Consider the following 25,069-nt stretch of genomic DNA (forward strand, 5'->3'; position numbering starts at 1 on the left):
GCTATGACTGACAAGGTTGCGATTCGCCGCGCGCTGATCAGCGTTTCGGACAAAAGCGGAATCGTAGAATTCGCCCAACAGCTCGCCGCCATGGGTGTGGAAATTCTCTCCACCGGCGGTACCCACCGCCAGCTGAAGGAAGCCGGCATTCCGGTAGTGGAAGTCTCCGACTACACCGGCTTCCCGGAGATGATGGACGGGCGCGTGAAAACCCTGCACCCGAAAGTCCACGGCGGCATCCTCGGTCGTCGCGGTACCGACGACAGCATCATGTCAGAGCACGGCATCACCCCGATCGATATGGTGGTGGTCAACCTCTACCCCTTCGCCCAGACCGTCGCCAGGGCGGATTGCACCCTGGCAGACGCGATCGAGAACATCGATATCGGCGGCCCGACCATGGTGCGCGCTGCGGCCAAGAACCATAAGGATGTCGCCATCGTCGTAAACGCCTGCGACTACGACGGCATCATCGCCGAAATGAAAGCCAGTGACGGCGCCCTGAGCCAGGCCAGCCGCTTCGATCTGGCGGTGAAGGCCTTCGAACACACCGCCGGCTACGACGGCGCCATCGCCAACTACCTTGGTTCAATCGCCACAGGCGCCGGCGCGATCAAGGATGGCGAGAAGCAGCAATTTCCGCGCACCTTCAACAGCCAGTTCATCAAGAAGCTGGACCTGCGCTACGGCGAGAACCCGCATCAGAAGAGTGCCTTCTACGTGGAAGCCAATCCGGCCGAGGCCAGCATTGCCACCGCCGAGCAGCTGCAGGGCAAGGAGCTGTCTTACAACAACATCGCCGATACCGACGCGGCGCTGGAATGCGTGAAAGCCTTCGACGAACCCGCCTGCGTCATCGTCAAGCACGCCAATCCCTGCGGTGTGGCCATCGCCGCCGATATCGGCACGGCCTACGACCTGGCCTTTGCCACCGATACCGAATCCGCGTTCGGCGGCATCATCGCCTTCAACCGCGAGCTGGACGGCGCCACGGCAAAAGCCATCGTCGAGCGCCAGTTCGTCGAAGTGATCATCGCGCCATCCGTGTCCGCGGAAGCCAAAGCGGCCGTGGCCGAGAAGAAAAACGTGCGCCTGCTGGTCTGCGGTCAGTGGAGCGCGGAGCGCGTGCCGGCACTGGACTACAAGCGCGTCAACGGCGGTCTGCTGGTGCAGGACCGCGACGACGGCGTCATCACCGCCGCCGATCTGAAGGTGGTGACCAAGCGCCAGCCGACCGAGGCGGAAATCCGCGATCTGCTGTTCACCTGGAAGGTGGCCAAGTTCGTCAAATCCAACGCCATCGTCTACGGTAACGACGGCCGTACCATCGGTGTCGGCGCCGGCCAGATGAGCCGCGTCAACTCTGCGCGTATCGCGGCGATCAAAGCCGAGCACGCTGGCCTGGAAGTCAAAGGTTCGGTCATGGCTTCCGACGCCTTCTTCCCGTTCCGCGACGGCATCGACAATGCCGCCAAAGTGGGCATCCGCGCGGTTATCCAGCCCGGCGGTTCCATGCGCGACGAGGAAGTCATCGCCGCGGCGGATGAGCACGATATGGCGATGGTCTTCACCGGCATGCGCCACTTCAGACACTAAAATCCGACTTTCAGTCACAAGCCGGCGCACATTGGGCCGGCTTTTTCTTGCCCGTCACAATTCCGGGCTAAAATACCGCATCTAAATCCGTACCCAATGGACTACACCGGCCGACTCAGGGGGAATTAACAATGAATGTATTGATCATCGGCGCAGGCGGCCGCGAGCACGCCCTGGCATGGAAAGCGGCACAGAACCCCGCCGTCGATACCGTATTTGTCGCGCCCGGCAACGCCGGCACCGCGCGCGAACCCAAGCTGCAGAATATCGCGATCGGCGCCGACAATTTTTCCGCACTGGCGGAATTCGCCGAGGAGAATGGCGTCGAGCTGACCATCGTCGGCCCCGAGGCACCGCTGGTGGACGGCATCGTCGACTTCTTTAACGCCCGCGGCCTGCCCATCTTTGGCCCCAGCAAGGGCGCTTCGCAGCTGGAGGGCTCCAAGGCCTTTACCAAGGATTTCCTCGAGCGCCACAGTATTCCCACCGCCGCCTACCGCAATTTCACCGAGATTGAGCCCGCCATCGAATATATCCGCGAGCGTGGCGCGCCGATCGTCGTCAAGGCCGACGGCCTGGCGGCCGGCAAGGGCGTTATCGTTGCCGAGACCGAGCAACAGGCGGAACTGGCGGTGCGCGACATGCTGTCCGGCAATGCGTTCGGCGACGCCGGCTGCCGCGTGGTGATCGAGGAGTTCCTGACGGGTGAGGAAGCCAGTTTTATCGTCATGGTGGACGGCGAACATATTCTGCCGATGGCCACCAGCCAGGACCACAAGCGCGTCGGCGACGGCGACACTGGCCCCAATACCGGCGGCATGGGCGCCTACTCCCCGGCCCCGGTGGTCACCGACAGCGTCTACCAGCGCATCATGGCCGAAGTGATCAAACCCACCGTCGAGGGACTGGCTGCCGAAGGGCTGCCCTACACCGGTTTCCTCTACGCCGGCCTGATGATCGACGCCGACGGCGCCCCCAGAGTGATCGAGTACAACTGCCGCTTCGGCGATCCGGAAACCCAGCCGATCATGATGCGACTGAAGTCCGACCTGGTGGAGTTGTGCCAGGCGGCGCTGGACAAGCGCCTGGACGAGGTGACAGCGGAGTGGGATTCGCGCCCTTCACTGGGCGTGGTACTCGCCGCCCACGGTTACCCGGGCAGCTACCGCAAGGGCGACGCCATCAGCGGCCTGGAGCGCGCCGACAGCGACAACGCCAAGGTATTCCACGCGGGCACGGCACTGGACGGTGAGCGAGTGGTCACCAACGGCGGCCGCGTTCTCTGCGCCACCGCCTTGGGCGACACCGTCGCCGAGGCCCAGGCCAACGCCTACACCGCAGCCCGCGCCATCTACTGGGACGGCGTTTTCTACCGCAAGGATATCGGTTACCGTGCAGTAGAGCGGGAAGAAGCCGCCACCAGCTGAGACCGGCACGGCGGGAGCGCGCGCAGATGGCGGCTCCCGCACAAATTTCGAGTGAGCGGATTCAATTAAGATGAGTGAACGCAAACTGACCGGGCTGGATCACCTGCTGCTGCAGGCGGATCGCGCCCTGCGCACCCTGAGCCCCGGTGCCCCCTGCCACGGCCGCCCGTCCCCGGCCAAAGCCGAACCGGAGGCCGACATGTCCGACGCCGAGCGCAAACACGCCGCCGGGCTGATGCGCGTCAATCACAGCGGCGAAGTCTGCGCCCAGGCCCTCTATCAGGGGCAGGCGCTGACCGCGAAATTACCGGAGGTGCGCGGCGAGATGGAGCGCGCCGCGGACGAGGAGATCGACCACCTGGCCTGGTGCGAGCTGCGACTGCGCGAGCTGGACAGCCGCCCTAGCCTGCTGAACCCCCTCTGGTACGGACTCTCCTTCGGTCTCGGCGCCGCTGCCGGCAAGATCAGCGACCGCATCAGCCTGGGATTCGTCGCGGCGACCGAGGAGCAGGTGTGCAAGCACCTGGAGAGCCACCTGCACCGTTTGCCGGCGCAGGACCAAAAGAGCCGCGCTGTCGTCGAGCAGATGCGAATCGATGAGGAAGAGCACGGCCACGCGGCGCTGGCCGCCGGCGGCGCCCGTTTTCCAGCGCCAATGAAGGGACTGATGTCGCTGGTGTCCAAAGTCATGACTTCGGCCAGCTATCGGGTCTGAGTGGACCTCAGGACGCGGAAAGAGTATCGAACCTCAATGCGAAGGCCCTGATGCCGGGGGCCGTCCGTACAACGATTGCCGATCAGGCTGTTGAGCGGACGGCCACCGGCAGCAGGGCCGCCCGGACTACTTGCCAGCACAGGCCTCGCCGTTACAGCTCCTCAACGCGATAGCTGTGGACAATCTCGACGCCGGCGTTACGCAGCATGATGGACGCGGAGCAGTACTTGTCCGCTGACAGCTCCACCGCCCGCGCCACCTGCGCCTCTTTCAGGCCACGGCCGCGCACCACGAATTCCATCTCGATGCGGGTAAAGGGCGCAGGCGTTGCGTCCGGGCGCTCGCCGTTCAGCTCGCAGTGGCAGGAAATAATGTCCTGGCGCGCCTTCTGCAGGATGCTGACCACATCGTAGGAAGCACAGCCACCAACACCCAGCAAGATCATCTCCATCGGACGGATGCCGTTATTCTTGCGACCACCTTCCATCACCACCGAATTGCCGCTGCCGGCCTCACCGACAAAAGTCAGCTCGTCCACCCAGGTAACTCTGCCCTGCATTGCCACACTCCTTCTGAAATAGAGGGCGCGAAGCTTAGCACATCGCGGTGCTGTAACCTGAGTGAGACCGTTTTCCGGTATAGTGGTCACTGACGCCAAAAGAGAATGAGCGGTCACAGCGATTGGCTGTTGTCACTGAACTCTACAGCCGCTATAAGGTCTCTTCTTGGCAACGTAAAAGTGTCGCAGGTCACACTGCGAGAGTTTCCCGAACGCTGCCACTGTTGGGGACAGTGATTTCGCGCAATAATTCGCGCGTGCTGTGGCGCATTCTGGTCGGGATCAGGCACAAAACTAAAAAATAAGGAGTAGATCCGTGACGGTTGCTACCGAAGAATCCATGACTATCGGCAATATCGAAGATTTTCTGGCGCACTGCCACCGGCGCCGCTACCCGGCGAAGAGCACTATTATCTACGCCGGTGATCGCTGCGAATCTCTCTATTTCATTATGCGCGGTTCAGTCACCGTCCTGATCGAGGACGATGAGGGGCGCGAGATGATCGTGGCCTACCTGAACGATGGCGACTTCTTCGGCGAGATGGGCCTGTTCGATCAGGACACCCGCAGCGCCTGGGTGCGCACCAAGACCGAGTGCGAGGTTGCGGAAATTTCCTACAGCAAGTTCCAGGAACTGAGCCGCCAACACCCTGAGTTCCTGTTTGCCCTGGCCACGCAGATGGCTGGCCGCCTGCGCAACACCACCCGCAAGGTTGGCGACCTGGCCTTCCTCGACGTAACCGGCCGCGTGGCCCGCACCCTGCTGGACCTGTGTAACGAGCCTGATGCAATGACGCACCCGGAAGGCATGCAGATCAAGATCACCCGCCAGGAAATCGGCCGCATCGTTGGCTGTTCACGGGAGATGGTCGGCCGGGTACTGAAGACCCTGGAAGAACAGGGCCTGGTATCGGTGAAGGGCAAGACCATGGTGGTCTACGGCACCCGCTGAGTCTAGCCACAACGTTTTACGGAAGGGCGAACCTTTGGGTTCGCCCTTTTTTGTTGGGCCCATTTTAGTTGAGAACTTCGTAACAAGTATGGGGCGGTCCTGCTACCGTTGGCCTGTTGCGGGACACACCGTGAATACGTCCCTGTAGGCTTGTCGGCCGGGTCCCTCCGGCCGACAGTCCCGCAGCAGGCCAACGGTAGCAGGGCCTTCGCATTGTATTTCAGTGACAAAAACTGGCGTCACTCCGAGCTAGGTAAGCATCACAACACTCAATGCGAAGCCGGAGTGCTGGGGAAGTATTTTTGAAACTGTCGGCAACAGGGATGTTGCCGACAGAGCGTAGAGCCGGCCCCGCGAGCGCAGCGAGTGCATTGGGTCCAGGGATGTATTCACAGCGGTTTCAAAAATACTTCGCCAGCGCTTCGGCGCCGAGGTCTAGTTCGGAGCCACAAGTGCGGGCCTTCGTCACACATTGGATCCCGGATCAAGTCCGGGATGACGCTATCGCGTCAGTTGAACATTTCCAACAGCCTCCGCCCCGGCTCCGCTTCGCGCATAAACGCCTCTCCAACCAGAAAGGTGTTCACATTGTGGCCACGCATGGCGGCGACGTCGTCGGTGGTATGGATGCCGCTCTCGGTGACCACTATGCGGTCATCGGGAATCAAATCCAGCAGTTTGAAAGTGGTTTCCAGCTGCACCTCGAATGTGTGCAGGTTGCGGTTGTTGATGCCGATCAGCCGGTTCGGCAGTGCCAGCGCCCGCTCCAGCTCCCGCTGATCGTGCACTTCCACCAGCACATCCAGCCCCAGCTCCTGCGCCAGGCCATTGAGATCGCTCATCTGCCCGTCTTCAAGGCAGGCGGCAATCAGCAGGATACAGTCGGCGCCGATCGCACGGGCCTCGCACACCTGGTAGGGATCTACGGTAAAGTCCTTGCGCAGCACCGGCAGGCGCACCGCTGCGCGCGCCTGTTGCAGATAGGCATCGGCGCCCTGGAAAAAGTCCACGTCGGTAAGTACCGACAGACACGCGGCTCCGCCCTTTTCATAGCTGGTGGCAATCTCGGCGGGAATAAAATCCTCGCGTATCACGCCCTTGCTCGGCGAGGCCTTCTTGATCTCGGCTATGACGGCGGCCCCGCCGGCGGCGAGTTTCTTCTCGATAGCGGCGACAAAACCGCGCGCCGGCAGCTGATCCAGCGCCCGCGCGCGCATATCTTCCAGCGAACACCGCTGCTTGCGCTCGGCGATTTCCTGCCACTTGCGCTCGACAATGGTTTTCAGAATCGTCGGAGTGGTCACGGTTGACTCTTTTGCGCTCATGCCTGTTTCTTTCGCGCTCATGGCTGTCCCTCCCCTGCACTGACGACGGGTTCTTCCGGGCGGAAGGCGCCGGTAAAGGCCGCCAGGTCGTTAATCTTTTCGCCGGCGAGGCCGCTGGCGATCGCATCCTGGGCCATGGCCACCCCCTGCTCCGCCGTGTCCGCCACACCGCTGACATAGATCGCGAGGCCGGCGTTCAGCGCAATGATATCCGCCGCCTTCTGTCCGGCATCCGTGGCCCGCTTGCCCAGCGCATCGCGAATCAGCGCCAGCGACTCCTCAGAGCCGGATACACAGAGCCCGTCGAGGTCGCGGCGTTCTATGCCGAAATCCTCAGGGCAGATATTGCGCTCGCGAATTACGCCGTCTTTCAGTTCCACTGCGAAGGTGTCCGCGGCGAGGCTCACTTCATCGAGTCCGTCCTCGCTGTGCAATACCAGGACATGCTCGGACCCCAAACTCTGCAACACCTCGGCGAGAATGCGGCAATAGCGTTTATCGTAAACCCCGATAACCTGGCGTTTCACGCTGGCGGGATTGGTCAGTGGGCCGAGCAGATTGAAGATGGTGCGCATGCCGAGGGCTTTACGGGCCGGCCCCACATGGCGCACGGCACGGTGAAAACTGGGTGCAAACATAAAGCCCACACCGATGGTATCGACGCAGCGCCCAACCTGCGCAGGCGTCAGCTCCAGGAAAATACCCGCGCGCTCGAGCAGATCGGCGGCACCACTACTGGAGGACACCGAGCGATTGCCATGCTTGGCAACCCGCGCGCCCGCCGCCGCGGCGACAAAGCTGGACGCACTGGAGACATTGAACAGGTTTGCCCCGTCGCCGCCGGTGCCGACGATATCCACTGCATTGGTCAGATCCAATGCTACCGGGGTCGCGAGCTCGCGCATGACCTCGACGGCGCCGGCAATTTCCTCGACGGTTTCGCCGCGTATCCGCAGCGCTACCAGAAAAGCCCCTATCTGTGCATCTTCCGCCTCGCCACACATGATCTGCCCGATCGCCTCGCGCATTTCCGCACGGCTCAGATGTTCACCGTCAACCAGTTTGGCAATCGCCTGTTGAATCGTCACTTTGCTCTCCCCTACAGATTCTGTTTTCTTCCCGAAGGCAGCCGCATTGATTTGCGCCCTCCCTGAACCGGCGTCAGGACTCCAGGAAATTTCTCAGCATATCGTGGCCGTGCTGAGTCAGAATGGATTCGGGATGGAACTGCACTCCCTCCACCGCCAACTCGCGGTGACGTAAACCCATGATTTCGTCGATTTCGCCACTTTCGGTTTCCGTCCAGGCGGTGATTTCCAGACACTGCGGCAGGCTGTCCTTTTCCACGACCAGCGAGTGATAACGGGTAGCCTCGAAAGGATTGGACAGCCCGTGGAACACCCCGAGATTATTGTGCACTATGGGTGATGTCTTGCCGTGCATCACCTGGCGCGCGCGCACCACCTTGCCGCCAAACACCTGACCGATACTCTGATGTCCGAGGCAAACACCCAGTATCGGAGTCCGCCCGGCAAAGCGGCGGATGGTCTCCATGGAAATACCGGCCTCATTTGGCGTACAGGGACCGGGAGAAATGACGATCTTCTCCGGCGCCATCTGTTCGATGTCGTCGACCGAAATCTCGTCGTTGCGCTTGACCACCACCTCGGCACCGAGCTCTGCCAGATACTGCACCACGTTCCAGGTGAAGGAATCGTAGTTATCGATCATCAGAATCATTGCTCGGCTCCCTTGGCCAAAGGTGAAGATGCGGTCCGCTCCATACGCTTTTGCAGGCGCGCCAGGGCGTCCTGTGTCGCGCGCAGCTCGCGCAGAATTTCGGTCTGGCTCGGCGGCAACTGCAGTTCGTCCAGACGCCGCAGCTTGGCCTCTTCCAGGTTGTTCAGCACTACGCCGATAAACAGGTTGATCATCACGAAGGCACCCATCACGACAAAGCTGACAAAATAGAGCCAGGCCCACGGCATGGACTCCATGGCCGTGTACATGATGTCGGTCCAGTCCTCAAAGGTGACGATGCGGAACAGGCTCAACAGCGCGATCGGCAGGTTGCGCCAGTGCGTCGGGTCTATCTCACTGAAGAGGAAATAGCCGGCAACGCCGTAGATATAAAAAATAATGCCCATCAGCAGCGAAATATGGAACATGCTGGGCAGGCTGCGCAGCAGTGTATCCACCAGCAGGCGCAGTTCCGGAAATGCCGACACCAGTCGCAGCACACGCAACACCCTGACCAGGCGGGCGAGTGTCGCCAGCGGTCCGGCGGCGGGGATCAGGCTCAGCGCAATAATACTGAAATCGAAGCAGTTCCAGCCGCTGGCGAAGTAGCGCCAGGGGCGATTGCCGTGCGCGGCCATCTTGATCGCGGCCTCAACGACAAAGGCCAGCAGAATCAGTTGATTGATGCCGGCCAGCAGGCCGCCAAAGCGCTCGGTCACCCAAGTCGATGTTTCCAGCCCGATAACGACACCGTTCAGTAGAATCAGGCCAATGATAAACTGGCTGAAAAGCGGCGCCGCGACCAGCCGCGCACAGCGCTCGGCAAGCGATAATATCGGTGAAATACTAACTTCGTTCATTGCTGTTAATTCGCTGTGTCACTACTGCCAGACAGAGCCATGGCCGCTGCGCGGAACAGTGCGCGGGCCTTGTTCATGGTTTCATCCCACTCGGCCTGCGGGTCCGAGTCTGCCACCAGGCCGGCGCCGGCCTGGATAAATAATTGACCGTCCTTGATGACCGCGGTGCGAATGGCGATGGCCGTATCCATATTGCCATTCCAGGCCAGATAGCCGACGGCACCGCCGTAAATGCCGCGCTTTTCCGGCTCCAGCTCGTCGATGATCTCCATCGCGCGGATCTTCGGCGCCCCCGACAAGGTGCCGGCCGGCAGTGCCGCGCGCAGCGCGTCTATCGCCGACAGCCCCGCCTTCAGCTTGCCGGTGACATTGGAAGTGATGTGCATTACATGGGAGTAGCGCTCCACCACCATCTTCTCGGTGACCTGCACACTGCCGGTCTCCGCCACCCGGCCCACATCGTTGCGCCCCAGGTCAATCAGCATCAGGTGTTCTGCCAGCTCCTTCGGATCCGCCAGCAGCTCCCTCTCCAGCGCCTGGTCCTCGTCGTCGGTGGCACCGCGACGGCGCGTACCGGCCAGCGGTCGCACGGTCATCTCGCCCTCTTCTAGGTGCACGAGGATTTCCGGACTGGAACCCACCACCTGGTGGTCGCCCAGGTCGAGAAAATACATGTAAGGTGAGGGATTCAGGCTGCGCAGGGCGCGATAGAAATTCAGCGGCGGCGCGTCAAAGGGCGCCGATAGCCGCTGCGATGGCACCACCTGCATGACGTCGCCGGCGAGCACGTATTCCTTGACGGTATCCACCGCCTGTTTGAACGCCTCTTCACCGAAGTGCGAGTGGAAGGCACTCTCGTCGATGGCATTGCCATCCAGGTCCAGCGGCACGGTATCCGGCAGCGGCTGTGCCAGCTTGCCGACCAGCTCATCGAGGCGCCGCTGTGCGCGCTCGAACGCCTCTTCCTGCTCGGGGTCCGCGTGCACGATAAAGATCACCGCCCCGGCAAGGTTGTCGAACACCACCAGCTCATCGCTGACCATCAGCAGGATATCCGGATTGCCGAGTGTGTCCGGCGGTGTGCTGTCGGCCAGGCGCGGCTCGATATAGCGCACACAGTCATAGCCGAAATAGCCCACCAGGCCCCCGTTGAAGCGCGGCAGATTCGGCAGCTCGGGCACCCGATAGCGGTGCTGGAATGCCTCCACGAATGCCAGTGGATCGGCGGATTCGTGCCGTTCCACCACCTCGCCATCCCGCTCGACCGTGACCTCGTGATCGCGCACCCGCAGCAGGGTCCGCGCCGGCAGCCCGATAATTGAGTAACGGCCCCACTTCTCCCCCCCTTGCACCGACTCCAGCAGATAGCTGAAGCGGCCGGCGGCCAGTTTCAGGTAGGTAGACAGGGGCGTTTCTATATCTGCCAGCACACGGCGCACCAGCGGTATGCGATTGTAGCCCGCGGACGCAAGTTGGGCGTATTCACTTGGGGTCATGGCGACTCCGGCTAAGGTTCGAGACTATTCGAAGTATCGGGGATTCGGTTGGTGGGCGCCTAACCCCTGAATCGGGAGACGTGCCCACGAGGCGGCCGTAACGATAGCGGCTATCGATTTGGCCTCAGCGGATTACCGGCGCCATCGCCAGCTGGTGGTGTGGGGGGCCCAATTGTAATAGGCGTTGCTGTTCACGGACATTCCCTCGTTGCAGGCGCTCAAGTGTACAAATCCCATCGCAGGCGGGCAAGGGTTTGCCCGCCTGGTCACACATCATCCCAGGTTCTTGCGCATCGCCGCGATGACTTCGCCATAGTCGCCCGCATTGAAGATTGCCGAGCCGGCGACAAAGGTGTCGGCACCGGCGGCGGCGATCTCGGCGATATTGTCGCGGGTGACGCCGCCGTCTATCTCGAGACGGATGCTCTCGCCGGAGGCACCGATCAGCGCCCGCGCCTCGCGCAGCTTGTCCAGCGTGGCAGGAATGAATTTCTGCCCACCAAAGCCCGGGTTTACCGACATCAGCAGGATCATGTCGAGCTTGTCCATCACGTATTTGGCCGCATCCAGGCCGGTGGCCGGATTGAATACCAGGCCGGCCTTGCAGCCGAGGCTGCGGATCAGCTGCAGGGAGCGATCCACATGTCGCGAGGCCTCCGGATGAAAGGTGATATAGGTGGCGCCGGCGTCGGCAAACATGCGGATCATGTCGTCCACCGGCTCTACCATCAGGTGCACATCGATGGGGGCCTCGACGCCGTGCTTGCGCAGCGCCTGGCAGACCATTGGCCCGATGGTCAGGTTCGGCACATAGTGATTGTCCATTACATCGAAATGCACCCAGTCAGCACCGGCCGCGAGCACCGCATCCACCTCCTCGCCGAGGCGGGCAAAATTCGCGGAGAGTATGGACGGGGCGATTTTGAAATCCGACATATCGATATCCTTCAATTATTCTCTTTACCTGCACTCAGGCGCTGATCCAATCGCTGCAGGCGCTCAGGGGTGCCGACGTCACACCAGTCGCCCTCATAGAGTTCCGCCTGCAGCTTGTCCTCGTTATAGGTGAACACCTCGCCGAGTCCGAAACAGTGGCGGATCTTCGGGTATGCGGTCAGTATCTCGGGTCGCAGCCAGCTGATGCCGGCAAACGTATAGCGGGGTTTCACCGTGCCTGACAGTAGACCTGCGTCGATACCGAAGTCTCCTTCGGGATTGTGCGGCGGATTGGGCACCATCAGCAGGCGGCCGGGACAGTCAATCGGCAGCGGCCGTTCGATCCAGCGCGCCAGGTCGAAGTCGCACCAGACGTCGCCATTGACCACCAGAAACGGATCGCCGCCGAGCAGCGGCAGTGCCTTGAGAACTCCGCCCGCAGTCTCCAGCGGGTCGTCCTCTTTCTCGACCGAGTAGCGGATCTCCAGGCCCCAGCGCTCGCCGTCGCCCAACTGCGCACGGATCATAGGGCCGAGGTGGCCAAGGTTAATCACTACGCGCTGCACGCCGATACCGGCCAGGCGGTCCAGCGCATATTCGATCAGTGGCTTGCCGGCGACCGACAGCAGCGGCTTGGGGGCGCGGTCGGTCAGCGGACGCATGCGCTTACCAAAGCCGGCGGCCAAAACCATCGCGGTCGGAATCGGATTCTCTTTGCGGTCGGTCATCGAGATATTCTGTGCGGTTACTCTGTCGGGTTATTTGCGGCGGTCGCCGGCGCTGCGATAGTCGCGGTACCAGTCTTGGTCCTCGATCAGCGGCAGGAGTTCGGCGCGGAACCAATCGGCGAACGGCTTCAATTCAGGGTAGCGTTCGGAGACTTCCAGCGCATAGCGGATCACCAGTGGCAGATCCGGCAGATACCCCTGTTTGCCGTCGCGCAGGTAGAGGCGGGGAAAGAGCCCCAACACCTTGATGTGCCGCTGCAGCCCCATCCAGTCGAACCAGCGCAGGAAGGTCTCCGGCGCCACCGACTCCAGTACACCGGCAGCTTCGGCAGTGGCGGCATAAGACAGCGCCCAGCGCTCCACCCGCTCCCGCGGCCATCGTATATAGCAATCGCGCAGCAGCGAAGCCAGGTCGTAGGTGACCGGCCCCCAAACCGCGTCCTGGAAGTCCACCACCCCGGGACGCTCGCCGTCGCGAATCATCAGGTTACGGCTGTGATAATCACGGTGAACCAGTACCTGCGGCTGCTCCGCCGCACTGTCCAGCAGCAGGCTGAATGTCCTCTCCAGCAGCGCGTTGTCCGCATCGCCAAGCTGGTGGCCGAGCAGTTTTTCCGCCAGCCACTCCGGCAGTATGCGCATTTCCGTCAGCAGAAGCTCGCGACTGTAGGCTGGAAACAGGTCATCGGCGGGCGGCGGTATCTGCTGCAGGCACAGCAGCTCGCTCAGCACCTCGGCATACAGCCCCTCGACGCTGTCCTCATTGAGGAGACTCAACAGTTGGCTGTCACCCAGATCCTCCAGCAGCATAAAGCCGTGCTCCACATCCGCCGCGGCAATCATCGGCGTGTGGATGCCGTAGCGACGCAGGTAGTCGGCCACGGCGACAAAGCGGGCGGGGTTGGTGCGCTGCGGCGGCGAATCCACCACGATCATCTGAGGGTTGGTCAGGGTGCGAAAATAGCGGCGAAAACCGGCGTCGCCGGCCAGGTTCTTCAACGGTGCGGAGCTTTCGAGCCCCAAAACACGCCCGACCCAACGGCTTAACGCCTCGCGCCTCCCATCAGGCTGCTCATCGCGCGATTTAACTGTTGCGCCAGTTGAAGGCTCACTCATGCGCCGCTTCTACTCCAGTGATTTGGCCGCATTGTAACCGCGGCGCCGGCAGCGTCCAGCGACGACGGTACAATTCTGCGGGTATCAAGGCCGGGAAGCCGCTATTAACCCTATCTACATTCAAGTAGAATCGTCCGCTGATTTTTGCGTGCTTCATCACAAGACCTGTTGTTGCGCGCGCCTCCCGAAGGAAGAAACACTAAAGATAGCCGGAACATATCACTTAATGCTGGAAGCTTCCCGGTGGCATCGTCTCACGCTGGCGATTGCACGAATTTCACGCCCACGTTCGCTCGCCATCGGCCTGATCGCCGCGCAACCGCTGTGGGCGCAAGCGGCGGAGCCCACCGCGCCCGCAGAACCCGATTACAACCCCTATCTCTATCTGGACTGGCTGCCTAAATGGCAACTCACACCGGAACAGCGCGCAGCCATGCCGGCGGTCTGCTCCGGCGCCTTCGTCGCACCTCCGCAGAATTACCCTGACGCCAGTCTGGTACCGGATGAAGCGCCCCTGCGCGCCACCGCCGACCAGTCCAAGTGGCTGGACGATGGAACCGCCGAGTTGCGTGGCAATGTGCAAATCACCCAGGGCTACCGCCAGCTGTTCGCCGACCAGGTAGACGTCAACCAAAGCGAGAAAACCGCCTATTTGCGCGGCGCCATCGAGATCCGCGAACCCAGCCTGCTGGTACGCGGCGCGGCCGCCGAGGTGCACACCGACAGCAAGGCGGCAGCCATCGAGGACGCCACATATGTGGTACATGATGCCTTCGTTCACGGCAGTGCCGACCACGCCTCGCGCGAAGCCAGCGGCGAACTGACCCTCACCCAGGGCAATTACACCCGCTGCGAGCCCGGCAAAGAGTTCTGGCGCGTGTACGGCGGCGAGATCAGCATCGACAATGTCGAGCGCCAGGGTGTAGCGCGCAACGTGCGCCTGGAAGTCCTCGACGTGCCGGTATTTTATTTCCCCTATATGCGTTTTCCGGTCGGCGACGCCCGCCTGTCGGGCCTGCTGTTCCCCAGCATCAGCAACAGCGACAAAAACGGCTGGGATGTCGCCATCCCCTACTACTGGAATATCGCACCGCAAATGGACGCGACCATTGTCCCGCGTTACATCCAGTACCGCGGTACCGGTGCCGAAGCGGAAGTGCGCCACCTGAGCGAAGTCTTTAGCACGGAGCTGCGCCTTGCCGGCCTGCCCAATGACAAAGGCGGCAATGATGAAGATGCTCGCAACCTGATCCGCGACGGCTTCCCCGAGGACCTGGTGTTGCCGGCCAAGGGCAAGGATCGCTGGCTGTTGAACCTGGAGCAACTGGGCGGCACCGGCAGTTTCTGGCGCACCAACATCGACTACACCAAGGTCAGCGACCCGGACTTTTTCCGCGACTTGGACACGGCCAACCTGAGCGTCTCCGCGGAGACCCAGGTAAGCCAGATGGCCCAGGGCAGCCTGCTGGGCGAGCACTGGCGCGCCACGCTGCGCGCCCAGGATTACCAGCTGCTGGTAAAAGACAGATTCGACGTCTACAGCCAGCTGCCGCGCCTCGATATCGATGGCGATTACCGCTGGGGCGACTGGCTGCTGAGCATGCGCAATCAGGTCACCAGCTGGGATCACGACGACACCCAGACGATCCGCTTTATTCGCGATACCGGCAACCCGGACAGCGTTACGGAAAGTACCCGCAACTTCGTCACCGCCGAACGTCTGCGGCTCGACTACGAGCTGAGCTGGGACCAGCAGTGGCTGTGGGGCTATATCAAGCCGAGCCTGGCCGCGCGCTATCTCGGCTACAAGCTGGACGACAAGTTTCTGAAGCCGGAGAGCAGCGACACCCCGGAAGCCTCCGCCGGACAATTCACCCTGGATACCGGGCTCTTTTTCGAGCGCGACAGCCAGGCGTTCGGCCGCGACTACGTGCAGACCCTGGAGCCGCGACTGTTTGCCCTGGTCAGCAGTAACGCCGACCAGAGCGATTTTTTCGATGTCACCGAGGATCCGCTCGACGGCGGCAGCGACCTGCTGTTCGATACGTCCCTGTTCACGTTCAGTTACGACCAGCTGTTCCGCAACAGCCGCTTTACCGGCAGCGACCGCATCGACGACGCCGATCGCGTAGCGCTGGGCCTGACCACGCGCTTTATCGACCCACTGAGTGGCCGCGACCTGCTGGCTGCCAGTGTCGGGCAAATCTTCTATTCCAACGATACGCGCATCGATCGCTCGGAGATTGTAGAGGATGCAGCGCCGCGCTCAGAGCTCGCCGCCCGCGTGGAGAGTCGGCCGATCCAGTCACTGCGTATCGGCAGTGAAATCGTCTACGACGACAGTGAGCACAATATCAACCGCGGCAATTTCAGCCTGCGCTATCTGGACGATGACTTCCGCATCTTCAACCTGGGCTATTACTATCAGCGCAAGAACAGCTTTTTCCTGAACGCCGACGGCGAACTGACCGACGCCTCGACCAAACAGGCCAACGCCTCGGCAGTCCTGCCGGTCAATGCGCATACTTCTGTGCTGGCCGGTGCCGCCTATGATCTGACCTACGAGCGGGAACTGGAATACCTGGCGGGCGTCGAATATGACAGCTGTTGCTATAGAGCGCGCCTGGTATGGCGGCGCACCCTCGACAATGATCTCGCTGACGTGGTCGCACCGGAAGACCTGAAATACGACGAGGGCGTCTATCTGGAGATTCAGCTGAAAGGTCTCGCCGGCCTCGGCACTACCGTGACGGGTATGCTCAGCCAGGGCATTGCCAACTTTGATCAGAGAGAAGTACTGAAACAGTGATGAGAATAATGACCAAGCTCACTTCAATGCGAAGCCTGCTGACGCTGCTGACCGCGAGCCTTCTGGCCGCCAGTTCCGCCACGGCCCAGGTAAAGGCCCTCGACCGGGTGGTCGCCGTCGTGGATGACGACGTGGTGATGGCCAGCGAACTGCAGCTGCGCCTGGATACCATTCTGAACCAGATCCAGGCGCAGCAGGTTCAGGCGCCTCCCATCGACGTCCTGCGCCGCCAGGTGCTGGAACAACTGATTATCGAGCGGCTGCAGCTGCAGATGGCCTCCCGTGCGGGTGTCACCATTTCCGAAGCGGAGCTGGACCAGGCGATTGCGCGCGTGCAACAAAATGCCAGCGTCAGCCCGGAGGAATTCCGCAAGCGGCTGGCCGCCGACGGCCTGTCGATGAAAAGCTTTCGCCAGCAGATCCGCCAGGAGCTGCTGATCCGCCGGGTGGAACAGGGCAGCGTCAACCGCCGCATCCAGATTACCGACCAGGACATCGATAACTTTCTGCGTTCCAAAGAAGGAGAATTCTGGAAATCACCGCAGTTCGAACTCGGCCATATCCTGATTCCGGTCAGCTCCAGTGCCCCTGCCGACGAAGTCACCAAGGCGCGGGCCAAGGCCGAGCAGCTGGCGCAACAGGCCCGGGAGGGCGCCGACTTCCGCCGGCTCGCTATCGCCAACTCCGCCGGACAGAATGCGCTGTCCGGCGGTGACCTCGGCTGGCGCAAGACCGTGGAGCTGCCGACCCTGTTTGCCGATGCGCTCGAAGGGTCCAAGGTCGGTGATGTCACCCAACCTTTCCGCAGCGACGCCGGTTTTCACCTGCTGAAAATTCACGACCAGCGCGGCTCCACCGAGCAAGTCGTCGAGCAGACCAAGGTGCGTCACATCCTGGTCAAACCCTCCGCGATCCTCAGCGACGACGATGCCTACAACAAGCTCATCGGGCTGCGGGAACAGATCATGAGCGGCGCCGAATTCGGCGAGCTGGCACGGGAAAACTCAGAGGACATCGGCACCATGCTCTCCGGCGGCGACCTCGGCTGGTCCATGCCCGGTCAGTTCGTACCCGAGTTCACCCAGGCCATGGACAATACCCCGGTGGGCGAGGTGAGCATGCCATTTCGCAGCCAGTTCGGCTGGCATATCCTCAAGGTGGAAGGCCGCCGCAAGCAGGATATGACCGATCAATATATCCGCAACCAGGCCGCCAACCTGTTGCGCAACCGCCGCTACGAGGAAGAGCTGCAAAACTGGCGCCGCGAAATTCGCGACCAGGCGTATGTGGAAATCAAGCTGCCGGAGACGCAGGAACAATCCGAGAGCACTGAGCAGCAGTAACGGCCTGCAAAGGTTTTCGATACCGGGCGCCAGTCGCCCGGTATTTTTATGGACGGACCCGGCACAAAAATGATTCCCAGAATCGCCTTCACACCCGGCGAGCCCGCCGGTATCGGCCCAGAACTGGCAGTCAGGCTCGCCGGTGCCGGCAGCTTTGCACAGGGCGCCGGCGGCTCCGCACAAATAGTCGCCATTGCCGACCCGCAACTGCTGCAGCAGGCCGCCGCCCAGTTGCACCAGCCCCTCGAGCTGCTGCCATTCGATCCCGCAGCACCCGCTCAAGCCACGCCCGCCGGCGCCCTGTACATCCAGCCGACCGCGCTGGCAACGCCCGCCGAAGCCGGCAAGCTGAACCCTGCCAACGCCGCCTATGTACTGGACACGCTGCGCATCGCCGCCGAGGGTTGCCTGGCGCGACGCTTCGACGCCCTGGTAACTGGCCCGGTGCACAAGGGAGTCATCAACGACGCCGGTATCAGCTTCAGCGGCCACACCGAATTTTTCGCCGATCTGGCCGGTGTCGAGCGGGTGGTGATGATGCTGGCTGCGGAGGAGTTGCGGGTGGCCCTGGTGACCACCCACCTGCCGCTGAAAGACGTCAGCGCCGCAATTACCGGTCCGCGTTTGGAGCAGATCATCACGATACTGCACCGCAGCCTGCGCCATCAGTTCCGCATCGACGCGCCGCGTATCGGTGTCTGCGGACTCAATCCGCACGCCGGCGAGGGCGGCCATCTCGGGCGCGAGGAAATCGAGGTCATTGAGCCCGCGCTGGACAAGTTGCGCGCCCTGGGAATACAGCTGATTGGCCCCCTGCCGGCCGACACGCTGTTTACGCCGCCGCAACTGGCGCGCTGCGATGCCGTGCTGGCCATGTATCACGACCAGGGCCTGCCGGTGTTAAAATTCAAGGGCTTCGGCCACGCGGTCAATATCACCCTCGGGCTGCCGTTTATCCGCACTTCCGTGGATCACGGCACCGCGCTCAATATCGCCGGCCAGGGCATCGCCGATAGCGGCAGCCTGCGGGCAGCGATGTCACAGGCCATTGAACTAGCGCAGTTGCGCCATCTGTAGGGTGGGCAAAGCGCAGCGTGCCCATCATCACCGCAAAGATGGGCACGTCGCTGCGCTCCTTTGCCCATCCTACGCATTGAAATATCACGGGATAATGGACAACTTCTTCCAACACAAGGCGCGCAAGCGCTTCGGCCAGAATTTTCTGGTCGATGAGAATATTATCGAGCGCATAGTGCGCGCCATCGGGCCAAAGGAAAGCGACAACCTGGTGGAGATTGGCCCGGGCCAGGGCGCGATCACCCAGCTGTTGCTGCAGCGCTGCCCGTCCCTGACCGCAGTAGAACTCGACCGGGATCTGATCCCCATGCTGCAGTTCAAGTTTCGCGACTATCCGCAATTCCAGATCATCGAACAGGACGCGCTCAAGTTCGACTTCGGCACACTTTGCCAAGATACCGGGGCCGGCGAGCGGAAGCTGAGAATTGTCGGCAACCTGCCGTACAACATCTCCACCCCCCTGCTGTTTCACCTGCTGAGCTTTCGCGGCAAAGTGCAGGACATGCATTTCATGCTGCAGAAGGAAGTGGTGGATCGCCTCAGCGCAACACCCGGTAACAAAGCCTTCGGCCGGCTCAGCGTCATGGTGCAGTACCACTGCCGCGTGCAGGGGCTATTCCCGGTACCGCCGCAGTCCTTCCGCCCCGCACCCAAAGTGGAGTCGGCCATCGTGCGGCTGGTCCCGCACGCCGAACCGCCCTATCCGGCCCAGGACGAGCAGCTGCTGGAACGCATCGTTAACGTCGCCTTCCAACAGCGGCGCAAGACCCTGCGCAATGCCCTCAAACCCCTGTACCCTGAGCTGGAAGCCGAGCAGCTGCCGGTCGACGCGAGCCGCCGACCGGAAACTCTCAGCGTGCAGGAGTTTGTCCAGCTGGCCAATTACTGCGCCAACTTAGCAGACAAATAACCACACTATCGATTTCGGGGTAGAGCTTTGGCCACCTACGCCATTGGCGACATTCAGGGCTGCTTTGATTCGCTGCAGCGGCTGCTAAAGAAAATTCATTTCCGCCCTGACCGGGACAAACTCTGGCTGGCCGGTGATATGGTGCACCGCGGCCACGACAGTCTCGGCACGCTCCGCTTTCTGTATGAGCACCGCCATCAGGTTACCGCGGTGCTCGGCAACCACGATCTGCACCTGCTGGCCCTGGCGCACGGCGCCAAGCGCCTGACGGACAGAGAGCACGACCTGGCCAAAGTGTTGCGAGCCAAAGACGCGGACAAGCTTCTGCAATGGCTGCAGGGCCTGCCGCTGGTGGTGCACAAGAAAGGCTTCACCATGGTGCACGCGGGGATACCGCCGATCTGGAGCATTACCAAATCGCTGGAACTCTCCCGCGAAGTACACCGGGCCCTGGCCGATGACGCCCTCGCCAAGGCCTATTTCTACGGCATGTACGGCAACGAACCCCACTGCTGGAACGATCACCTGCTCGGCATCGAGCGACTGCGCTCCATCACCAACTACTTCACCCGCATGCGCTTCTGCATGGCGGACGGCACCCTGGACCTGGTGACCAAACGGGGCCCGCAGGCGGCCCACGGTGAATTCAAACCCTGGTTCAGTTTTCCCGAACGCAAGACCAAAAACGATAAAATCCTTTTCGGCCACTGGGCCGCACTGGAAGGGCGGGCAGACACAAGGAACGTTTACGCGTTGGACACAGGCTGTGTCTGGGGCGGCCTGCTGACGGCGATGCGGCTGAGCGACGAGTCCTTCTTCTGTGTGGACTGCGAGCTGTAGCCCCAGGCTGCCAAACGAGCGAATGTAACCATTTCCGCATGTCCGACTGTACGCTTGAAACGATCGCCGGACGCTGCCCCCAGCATCCGGCACTGACCTTCGACCGAGCGGACATAGCGGACATATGCTTTCACCGGACAACGTCAGGCTGATACTGACCGGCGATGTGATGACCGGACGCGGCATCGATCAGGTGCTGCCCTGCCCCGGCGATCCGGAAATCCACGAGTTCTATATGCGCTCTGCCAGAGGCTATGTCGCCCTGGCGGAAGAGCGCAACGGTGGTATTCCGCAGCCAGCTCCCTTCGATTACCTGTGGGGGGACGCACTCGCGGCGATGGCGGCGCGAGAGCCGAACTGCCGGGTTATCAATCTGGAGACCGCCGTTACCCGCTGCAATGATTTCTGGCCGGGCAAAGGCATCAACTACCGCATGCACCCCGGCAATATTCCCTGCCTGACGGCAGCGCGCATCGCTGCCTGCAGCCTGGCCAACAATCACGTGCTGGACTGGGGCTACGACGGGCTGGCGGAAACCCTGACCAGCCTGCACGCGGCGGGCGTGGGGACCGCTGGCGCCGGCCATGATCTGCAAGCCGCCATAAAACCGGCTGTTATCGAGCTCGGCAGCCGGCGAATCCTGCTGTTCGCCTGTGGTCATTACAGCAGTGGCATTCCGGCGGACTGGGCGGCGACGGAAACACGGGCCGGTGTGAACTTCATCGGTGAGTTGTCCGCGCAGGGCGCCGAGCGGATCGCACAACAGGTCCACGCTTACCGCGCGCCGGGAAACCTGACTGTTGTATCGATCCATTGGGGCGGCAACTGGGGTTATCGCATCGCCCGACAGCAACGGGAGTTCGCCCACCGCCTGATCGATGCCGGTGTTGACCTGGTGCACGGCCACTCCTCCCACCACCCCCAGGGTATCGAGGTCTACCGGGAGCGCGCCATTCTGTATGGCTGCGGAGATCTGATTAATGACTACGAGGGCATCAGTGGCCGCGAGGAATACCGCTCTCATTTGCGCCCGCTGTACTGCATCGACCTGGACCGGGACAGCGGTGCGCTACAGAGACTGGAATTGATTCCGCTGGAGATGCGGCGCTTCCGCCTGCAGAAGCCGGGCGAAGCGGACTGCGACTGGTTGCGGCTGACGCTCGACCGGGAATGCCGCCATCTGGGCACCAAGTTGCGACTCGCCCCAGTGAGCGAGAGTTTCCTGCTCGACTGGTAGCAGTCCGGGCCAGCCTGCACCCGGACCGTATTTTCCCTTGTTGTCCGCTATTTATTCGGCGGCGTAGCCGTTCGGGTTTTGCGATTGCCAGCGCCAGGTGTCGCGGACCATGCGCTCGAGATCATACTCGGCTTTCCAGTCCAGTTCCTGTTCGGCCAGAGCCGGATCGGCATAGCACGCGGCGATATCGCCGGGGCGGCGCGGCGCTATTTTGAAGGGCACCTCGCGACCGCTGACGCGCTCGAAGGTCCGCACGATTTCCAGCACGGAACTGCCGCGCCCCGTGCCCAGGTTGTGGGTATAGCAGCCCGCCGCGGTATCTTCGCGGCGCAGCATCGCCAGTGCAGCCAGATGTCCGCGGGCCAGATCCACCACATGGATATAATCGCGCACACCGGTGCCATCGACGGTTTCGTAATCGTCGCCAAATACCTGTAGCTGCGCCAGGCGCCCGACGGCTACCTGCGACACATAGGGCAGCAGGTTGTTCGGAATGCCGCGGGGGTCTTCCCCGATTGCACCGCTCTCATGGGCCCCGATCGGATTGAAATAGCGCAGCAGGCTGACCTTCAACTGACTGTCCGGCGCCGCACACAGGTCCCGCAGCATGTTTTCCACCATCAGTTTGCTGGCGCCATAGGGGTTGGTTGCACCGGTCGGAAAGTCTTCGCGAATGGGAACGCTGGCCGGGTCACCGTAGACGGTGGCGGAAGAACTGAAGATCAGTCGTTGGACACCGAATTCCGCCATGACCTGACACAGGGTCAGAGTCCCGGAAACATTGTTCTGGTAATAGCGCAACGGCTGCGCGACAGACTCGCCGACTGCCTTCAAACCGGCAAAATGAATTACGGCTTCGATATCACAAGAGGAAAATATTTCCCTCAGCCCGGCGGCATCGGCAATATCCACCTTATGAAATGGCACCTGCCGTCCGGCAATCATCTCCACACGGTGCAACGCCTCCTCGCTGCTGTTGGCCAGATTATCCACCACCACTGGTTCCAAGCCCGCTGCGAGCATTTCTACACAGGTGTGACTGCCGATATAACCGGCGCCGCCAGTCACCAGGATCGCCATAAAGAATTCCTTTAATCACTTTGTGTTCTTGATAGGGCGCCTAGTAGAGCGCAAAACTGCCGCCCGCTTCAACCGCCAATTTGGCGCCCGTATCAACGCGACCATGAATAGAGAAAGCTATGCTGGAAGTGCGGGAGGTTATTTCGCGTTTTGCTTCCGCATGGCAGGGGGCAGCTCTGCCACGGTAATAAAGATAGTGTTTCGCGCCCACGCGCATTCCGATAAACGCGGAGACTGCGAAGCAGCTTCGCGCTCAGGTCGCCAGCCCACAGGGGCAGACGCACAACTGAAGCAGTAACCTGTGCACTCATCCTGTGCGACCGACAGGACGCTGAACGTTGTCCGACACGCTACAGGGAGCCGTACATCATGACGATATTCAATCACTACCTGGAGAGATACGAGTCGATCCAGGATGAAGAACTCAGCATCCAGGAATACCTGGAACTGTGTAAGACCGATCGCAGCGCCTACGCCTCCCCCGCAGAGCGCATGCTAATGGCGATTGGCGAAGCGGAACTGGTGGACACCTCCCGCGATCCCCGCCTGTCGCGCATTTTTTCCAACAAGGTCATCAAACGCTATGCGGCGTTCAGCGAGTTCTACGGCATGGAGGAAGCCATAGAGCAGATAGTTTCATTCTTCCGCCACGCCGCCCAGGGACTCGAGGAGAAGAAACAGATTCTCTACCTGCTGGGCCCCGTCGGCGGCGGCAAGTCGTCACTGGCCGAGCGGCTCAAGGCGCTGATGGAGAAAATACCCATCTACGCCATCAAGGGCTCCCCGGTCTTTGAATCCCCCCTCAGTCTCTTTTCGCCGAACGAGGACGGCCAGATTCTGGAGGAAGACTACGGTATAGCGCGGCGCTATGTGAATACCATCATGTCGCCCTGGGCGGTCAAGCGCCTGCACGAGTACAAGGGCGATATCAGCAAGTTCCGCGTGGTGAAAATCCGCCCGTCCATCCTCGATCAGGTGGCTATCTCCAAAACAGAACCCGGTGACGAGAACAATCAGGATATTTCTTCGCTGGTCGGCAAGATCGATATCCGCAAGCTGGAGGATTTCCCGCAGAACGACCCGGATGCCTACAGCTTCTCCGGCAGCCTGTGCCGTGCCAATCAGGGCCTGATGGAATTCGTCGAGATGTTCAAGGCACCGATCAAGGTGCTGCACCCGCTGCTGACTGCGACCCAGGAGGGCAATTACAACAGCACTGAGGGCCTCGGCTCCATTCCGTTCAACGGCACCATCCTCGCCCACTCCAACGAGTCCGAGTGGCAGTCCTTCCGCAACAATCGGAACAACGAGGCCTTCCTCGACCGTATCTACATCGTCAAGGTGCCCTACTGTGTGCGGGTCCTCGAAGAGATCAAGATCTACCAGAAACTGCTGGAGAACAGCTCGCTGTCCAAGGCACCCTGCGCACCCGATACCCTGCGTATGCTGGCGCAGTTCTCCGTGCTTTCCCGGGTCAAGAATCCGGAAAATTCCAGCATCTACTCAAAGATGCGAATCTATGATGGCGAGAACCTGAAGGACACGGATCCGAAGGCAAAAACGATTCAGGAATACCGCGATAACGCCGGCGTTGACGAGGGCATGACCGGCCTCTCCACCCGCTTTGCGTTCAAGATTCTGTCCAAGGTATTCAATTTCGATGCCACCGAAGTGGCCGCCAACCCGGTTCACCTGCTGTATGTTCTCGAGCAGCAGATAGAGCAGGAGCAGTTCCCACCGGAACAGCAGGAGAACTACCTGGGCTTTATCAAGGAGTACCTGGCCCCGCGCTATGTGGAGTTTATCGGCAAGGAAATCCAGACTGCCTACCTCGAGTCTTACGCGGAATACGGCCAGAACCTGTTCGACCGCTATGTGACCTACGCCGACTTCTGGATACAGGACCAGGAGTACCGGGATCCCGAAACTGGCGAAATCCTCGATCGCGGTGCCCTGAACGAGGAACTGGAGAAAACCGAGAAGCCCGCGGGGATTTCCAATCCAAAAGATTTCCGCAACGAAATCGTCAACTTCGTACTGCGCGCACGGGCCAACAACCAGGGCAAAAACCCCGACTGGCGCTCCTACGAAAAACTGCGCGCTGTCATCGAGAAGAAGATGTTCTCCAATACCGAGGATCTGCTGCCGGTAATCTCCTTCAATACCAAGGCGTCCGCGGACGACAAGAAGAAGCACGCCGACTTTGTCGCCCGCATGGTAGAGAGGGGTTACACGGAGAAACAGGTCCGCCTGCTTTCAGAGTGGTACCTGCGCGTGCGGAAGTCACAGTAACGGACTGAAGCGGTCATTCAGGAGTGGCAAG

General features: G+C 61.3%; 21 protein-coding genes. 11 read left to right on the plus strand and 10 right to left on the minus strand.

Going from position 1 to position 25,069, the window contains the following annotated elements:
• Positions 1–3: 3 nt before the first annotated feature.
• The 3 genes from purH (at position 4) to coq7 (ending at position 3,738) form a co-directional block, all read left to right on the plus strand.
• Positions 4–1,596: a bifunctional phosphoribosylaminoimidazolecarboxamide formyltransferase/IMP cyclohydrolase gene (gene purH, locus BUC36_RS12270; protein WP_073275589.1), complete on the plus strand. Its 1,593-nt coding sequence runs from the start codon at positions 4–6 to the stop codon at positions 1,594–1,596.
• A 131-nt stretch (positions 1,597–1,727) separates the two neighbouring features.
• Positions 1,728–3,023: a phosphoribosylamine--glycine ligase gene (gene purD, locus BUC36_RS12275; protein ID WP_073275591.1), complete on the plus strand. Its 1,296-nt coding sequence runs from the start codon at positions 1,728–1,730 to the stop codon at positions 3,021–3,023.
• A gap of 70 nt (positions 3,024–3,093) precedes the next feature.
• Entirely contained in the window at positions 3,094–3,738 is a 645-nt protein-coding gene (gene coq7 / locus BUC36_RS12280; RefSeq protein ID WP_073275593.1) for a 2-polyprenyl-3-methyl-6-methoxy-1,4-benzoquinone monooxygenase, read from the plus strand.
• A 151-nt stretch (positions 3,739–3,889) separates the two neighbouring features.
• Here the strand turns inward: coq7 and BUC36_RS12285 are convergent, their stop codons facing one another.
• Positions 3,890–4,297, minus strand: a complete 408-nt coding sequence (locus BUC36_RS12285) for an OsmC family protein (RefSeq protein ID WP_073275595.1) — start codon at positions 4,295–4,297, stop codon at positions 3,890–3,892.
• Positions 4,298–4,613: 316 nt separating this feature from the next.
• Between BUC36_RS12285 and crp the strand changes: the two genes are divergently transcribed.
• A complete protein-coding gene (crp, locus tag BUC36_RS12290; RefSeq protein ID WP_268778223.1) occupies positions 4,614–5,249 on the plus strand; it encodes a cAMP-activated global transcriptional regulator CRP in 636 nt (211 codons plus the stop codon).
• A gap of 509 nt (positions 5,250–5,758) precedes the next feature.
• On the opposite strand, the gene trpC is transcribed toward crp, so the two are convergent.
• From trpC to BUC36_RS12330, 8 genes are all read right to left on the minus strand, one after another.
• On the minus strand, positions 5,759–6,574 hold the full coding sequence (gene trpC, locus BUC36_RS12295; protein ID WP_200797269.1) for an indole-3-glycerol phosphate synthase TrpC: 816 nt from the start codon (positions 6,572–6,574) through the stop codon (positions 5,759–5,761).
• A gap of 17 nt (positions 6,575–6,591) precedes the next feature.
• Positions 6,592–7,662 carry an anthranilate phosphoribosyltransferase gene (gene trpD, locus BUC36_RS12300; protein ID WP_073275599.1) on the minus strand — a complete coding sequence of 357 codons (1,071 nt, stop codon included), beginning with the start codon at positions 7,660–7,662 and terminating at the stop codon, positions 6,592–6,594.
• Positions 7,663–7,735: 73 nt separating this feature from the next.
• Complete coding sequence (locus tag BUC36_RS12305; RefSeq protein ID WP_200797270.1) at positions 7,736–8,314, minus strand: anthranilate synthase component II; 579 nt, start codon at positions 8,312–8,314, stop codon at positions 7,736–7,738.
• Positions 8,311–9,174 carry an ion transporter gene (locus BUC36_RS12310; protein WP_073275601.1) on the minus strand — a complete coding sequence of 288 codons (864 nt, stop codon included), beginning with the start codon at positions 9,172–9,174 and terminating at the stop codon, positions 8,311–8,313. The genes BUC36_RS12305 and BUC36_RS12310 overlap by 4 nt, the downstream gene beginning before the upstream one ends.
• Before the next feature lie 5 nt (positions 9,175–9,179).
• Entirely contained in the window at positions 9,180–10,670 is a 1,491-nt protein-coding gene (gene trpE / locus BUC36_RS12315; protein ID WP_073275603.1) for an anthranilate synthase component I, read from the minus strand.
• Between the two features lie 273 nt (positions 10,671–10,943).
• Positions 10,944–11,606, minus strand: a complete 663-nt coding sequence (gene rpe / locus BUC36_RS12320; RefSeq protein WP_073276133.1) for a ribulose-phosphate 3-epimerase — start codon at positions 11,604–11,606, stop codon at positions 10,944–10,946.
• 11 nt (positions 11,607–11,617) lie between these two features.
• A complete protein-coding gene (locus tag BUC36_RS12325) occupies positions 11,618–12,334 on the minus strand; it encodes a nucleotidyltransferase family protein (protein ID WP_073275605.1) in 717 nt (238 codons plus the stop codon).
• 30 nt (positions 12,335–12,364) lie between these two features.
• A complete protein-coding gene (locus BUC36_RS12330; protein WP_073275607.1) occupies positions 12,365–13,450 on the minus strand; it encodes an aminoglycoside phosphotransferase family protein in 1,086 nt (361 codons plus the stop codon).
• 226 nt (positions 13,451–13,676) lie between these two features.
• On the opposite strand from BUC36_RS12330, the gene BUC36_RS12335 reads away from it, so the two are divergent.
• From BUC36_RS12335 to BUC36_RS12360, 6 genes are all read left to right on the plus strand, one after another.
• The gene (locus tag BUC36_RS12335) at positions 13,677–16,259 is read left to right on the plus strand and encodes an LPS-assembly protein LptD (protein WP_073275609.1); all 2,583 of its coding nucleotides are present in this window, start codon (positions 13,677–13,679) and stop codon (positions 16,257–16,259) included.
• A gap of 8 nt (positions 16,260–16,267) precedes the next feature.
• Positions 16,268–17,602 carry a peptidylprolyl isomerase gene (locus tag BUC36_RS12340; RefSeq protein WP_084535983.1) on the plus strand — a complete coding sequence of 445 codons (1,335 nt, stop codon included), beginning with the start codon at positions 16,268–16,270 and terminating at the stop codon, positions 17,600–17,602.
• A 69-nt stretch (positions 17,603–17,671) separates the two neighbouring features.
• Complete coding sequence (gene pdxA / locus BUC36_RS12345) at positions 17,672–18,679, plus strand: 4-hydroxythreonine-4-phosphate dehydrogenase PdxA (RefSeq protein WP_073275611.1); 1,008 nt, start codon at positions 17,672–17,674, stop codon at positions 18,677–18,679.
• Between the two features lie 94 nt (positions 18,680–18,773).
• Positions 18,774–19,589 carry a 16S rRNA (adenine(1518)-N(6)/adenine(1519)-N(6))-dimethyltransferase RsmA gene (rsmA, locus tag BUC36_RS12350; protein WP_073275613.1) on the plus strand — a complete coding sequence of 272 codons (816 nt, stop codon included), beginning with the start codon at positions 18,774–18,776 and terminating at the stop codon, positions 19,587–19,589.
• Between the two features lie 27 nt (positions 19,590–19,616).
• Positions 19,617–20,429: a symmetrical bis(5'-nucleosyl)-tetraphosphatase gene (locus BUC36_RS12355; protein ID WP_073275615.1), complete on the plus strand. Its 813-nt coding sequence runs from the start codon at positions 19,617–19,619 to the stop codon at positions 20,427–20,429.
• A gap of 124 nt (positions 20,430–20,553) precedes the next feature.
• Positions 20,554–21,666 (plus strand): CapA family protein, encoded by a 1,113-nt coding sequence (locus tag BUC36_RS12360; protein WP_073275616.1) that lies wholly within the window; start codon positions 20,554–20,556, stop codon positions 21,664–21,666.
• A 51-nt stretch (positions 21,667–21,717) separates the two neighbouring features.
• Here the strand turns inward: BUC36_RS12360 and galE are convergent, their stop codons facing one another.
• The gene (galE, locus tag BUC36_RS12365; RefSeq protein WP_073275618.1) at positions 21,718–22,746 is read right to left on the minus strand and encodes a UDP-glucose 4-epimerase GalE; all 1,029 of its coding nucleotides are present in this window, start codon (positions 22,744–22,746) and stop codon (positions 21,718–21,720) included.
• Between the two features lie 369 nt (positions 22,747–23,115).
• Between galE and BUC36_RS12370 the strand changes: the two genes are divergently transcribed.
• Entirely contained in the window at positions 23,116–25,038 is a 1,923-nt protein-coding gene (locus tag BUC36_RS12370) for a PrkA family serine protein kinase (RefSeq protein WP_073275620.1), read from the plus strand.
• Positions 25,039–25,069 lie beyond the last annotated feature (31 nt).

Source organism: Microbulbifer donghaiensis (genome assembly GCF_900129095.1).
Lineage (GTDB): Bacteria > Pseudomonadota > Gammaproteobacteria > Pseudomonadales > Cellvibrionaceae > Microbulbifer > Microbulbifer donghaiensis.

What these genes read in the sequence shown, in the direction of transcription:
- purH (WP_073275589.1), top strand. Translation starts at nt 4, where the DNA reads ATGACTGACAAGGTTGCGATTCGCCGCGCGCTGATCAGCGTTTCGGAC.
- purD (WP_073275591.1), top strand. Translation starts at nt 1,728, where the DNA reads ATGAATGTATTGATCATCGGCGCAGGCGGCCGCGAGCACGCCCTGGCA.
- coq7 (WP_073275593.1), top strand. Translation starts at nt 3,094, where the DNA reads ATGAGTGAACGCAAACTGACCGGGCTGGATCACCTGCTGCTGCAGGCG.
- BUC36_RS12285 (WP_073275595.1), bottom strand. Translation starts at nt 4,297, where the DNA reads ATGCAGGGCAGAGTTACCTGGGTGGACGAGCTGACTTTTGTCGGTGAG.
- trpC (WP_200797269.1), bottom strand. Translation starts at nt 6,574, where the DNA reads ATGAGCGCAAAAGAGTCAACCGTGACCACTCCGACGATTCTGAAAACC.
- BUC36_RS12305 (WP_200797270.1), bottom strand. Translation starts at nt 8,314, where the DNA reads ATGATTCTGATGATCGATAACTACGATTCCTTCACCTGGAACGTGGTG.
- BUC36_RS12310 (WP_073275601.1), bottom strand. Translation starts at nt 9,174, where the DNA reads ATGAACGAAGTTAGTATTTCACCGATATTATCGCTTGCCGAGCGCTGT.
- trpE (WP_073275603.1), bottom strand. Translation starts at nt 10,670, where the DNA reads ATGACCCCAAGTGAATACGCCCAACTTGCGTCCGCGGGCTACAATCGC.
- rpe (WP_073276133.1), bottom strand. Translation starts at nt 11,606, where the DNA reads ATGTCGGATTTCAAAATCGCCCCGTCCATACTCTCCGCGAATTTTGCC.
- BUC36_RS12325 (WP_073275605.1), bottom strand. Translation starts at nt 12,334, where the DNA reads ATGACCGACCGCAAAGAGAATCCGATTCCGACCGCGATGGTTTTGGCC.
- BUC36_RS12330 (WP_073275607.1), bottom strand. Translation starts at nt 13,450, where the DNA reads ATGAGTGAGCCTTCAACTGGCGCAACAGTTAAATCGCGCGATGAGCAG.
- BUC36_RS12335 (WP_073275609.1), top strand. Translation starts at nt 13,677, where the DNA reads ATGCTGGAAGCTTCCCGGTGGCATCGTCTCACGCTGGCGATTGCACGA.
- BUC36_RS12340 (WP_084535983.1), top strand. Translation starts at nt 16,268, where the DNA reads ATGACCAAGCTCACTTCAATGCGAAGCCTGCTGACGCTGCTGACCGCG.
- pdxA (WP_073275611.1), top strand. Translation starts at nt 17,672, where the DNA reads ATGATTCCCAGAATCGCCTTCACACCCGGCGAGCCCGCCGGTATCGGC.
- rsmA (WP_073275613.1), top strand. Translation starts at nt 18,774, where the DNA reads ATGGACAACTTCTTCCAACACAAGGCGCGCAAGCGCTTCGGCCAGAAT.
- BUC36_RS12360 (WP_073275616.1), top strand. Translation starts at nt 20,554, where the DNA reads ATGCTTTCACCGGACAACGTCAGGCTGATACTGACCGGCGATGTGATG.
- galE (WP_073275618.1), bottom strand. Translation starts at nt 22,746, where the DNA reads ATGGCGATCCTGGTGACTGGCGGCGCCGGTTATATCGGCAGTCACACC.
- BUC36_RS12370 (WP_073275620.1), top strand. Translation starts at nt 23,116, where the DNA reads ATGACGATATTCAATCACTACCTGGAGAGATACGAGTCGATCCAGGAT.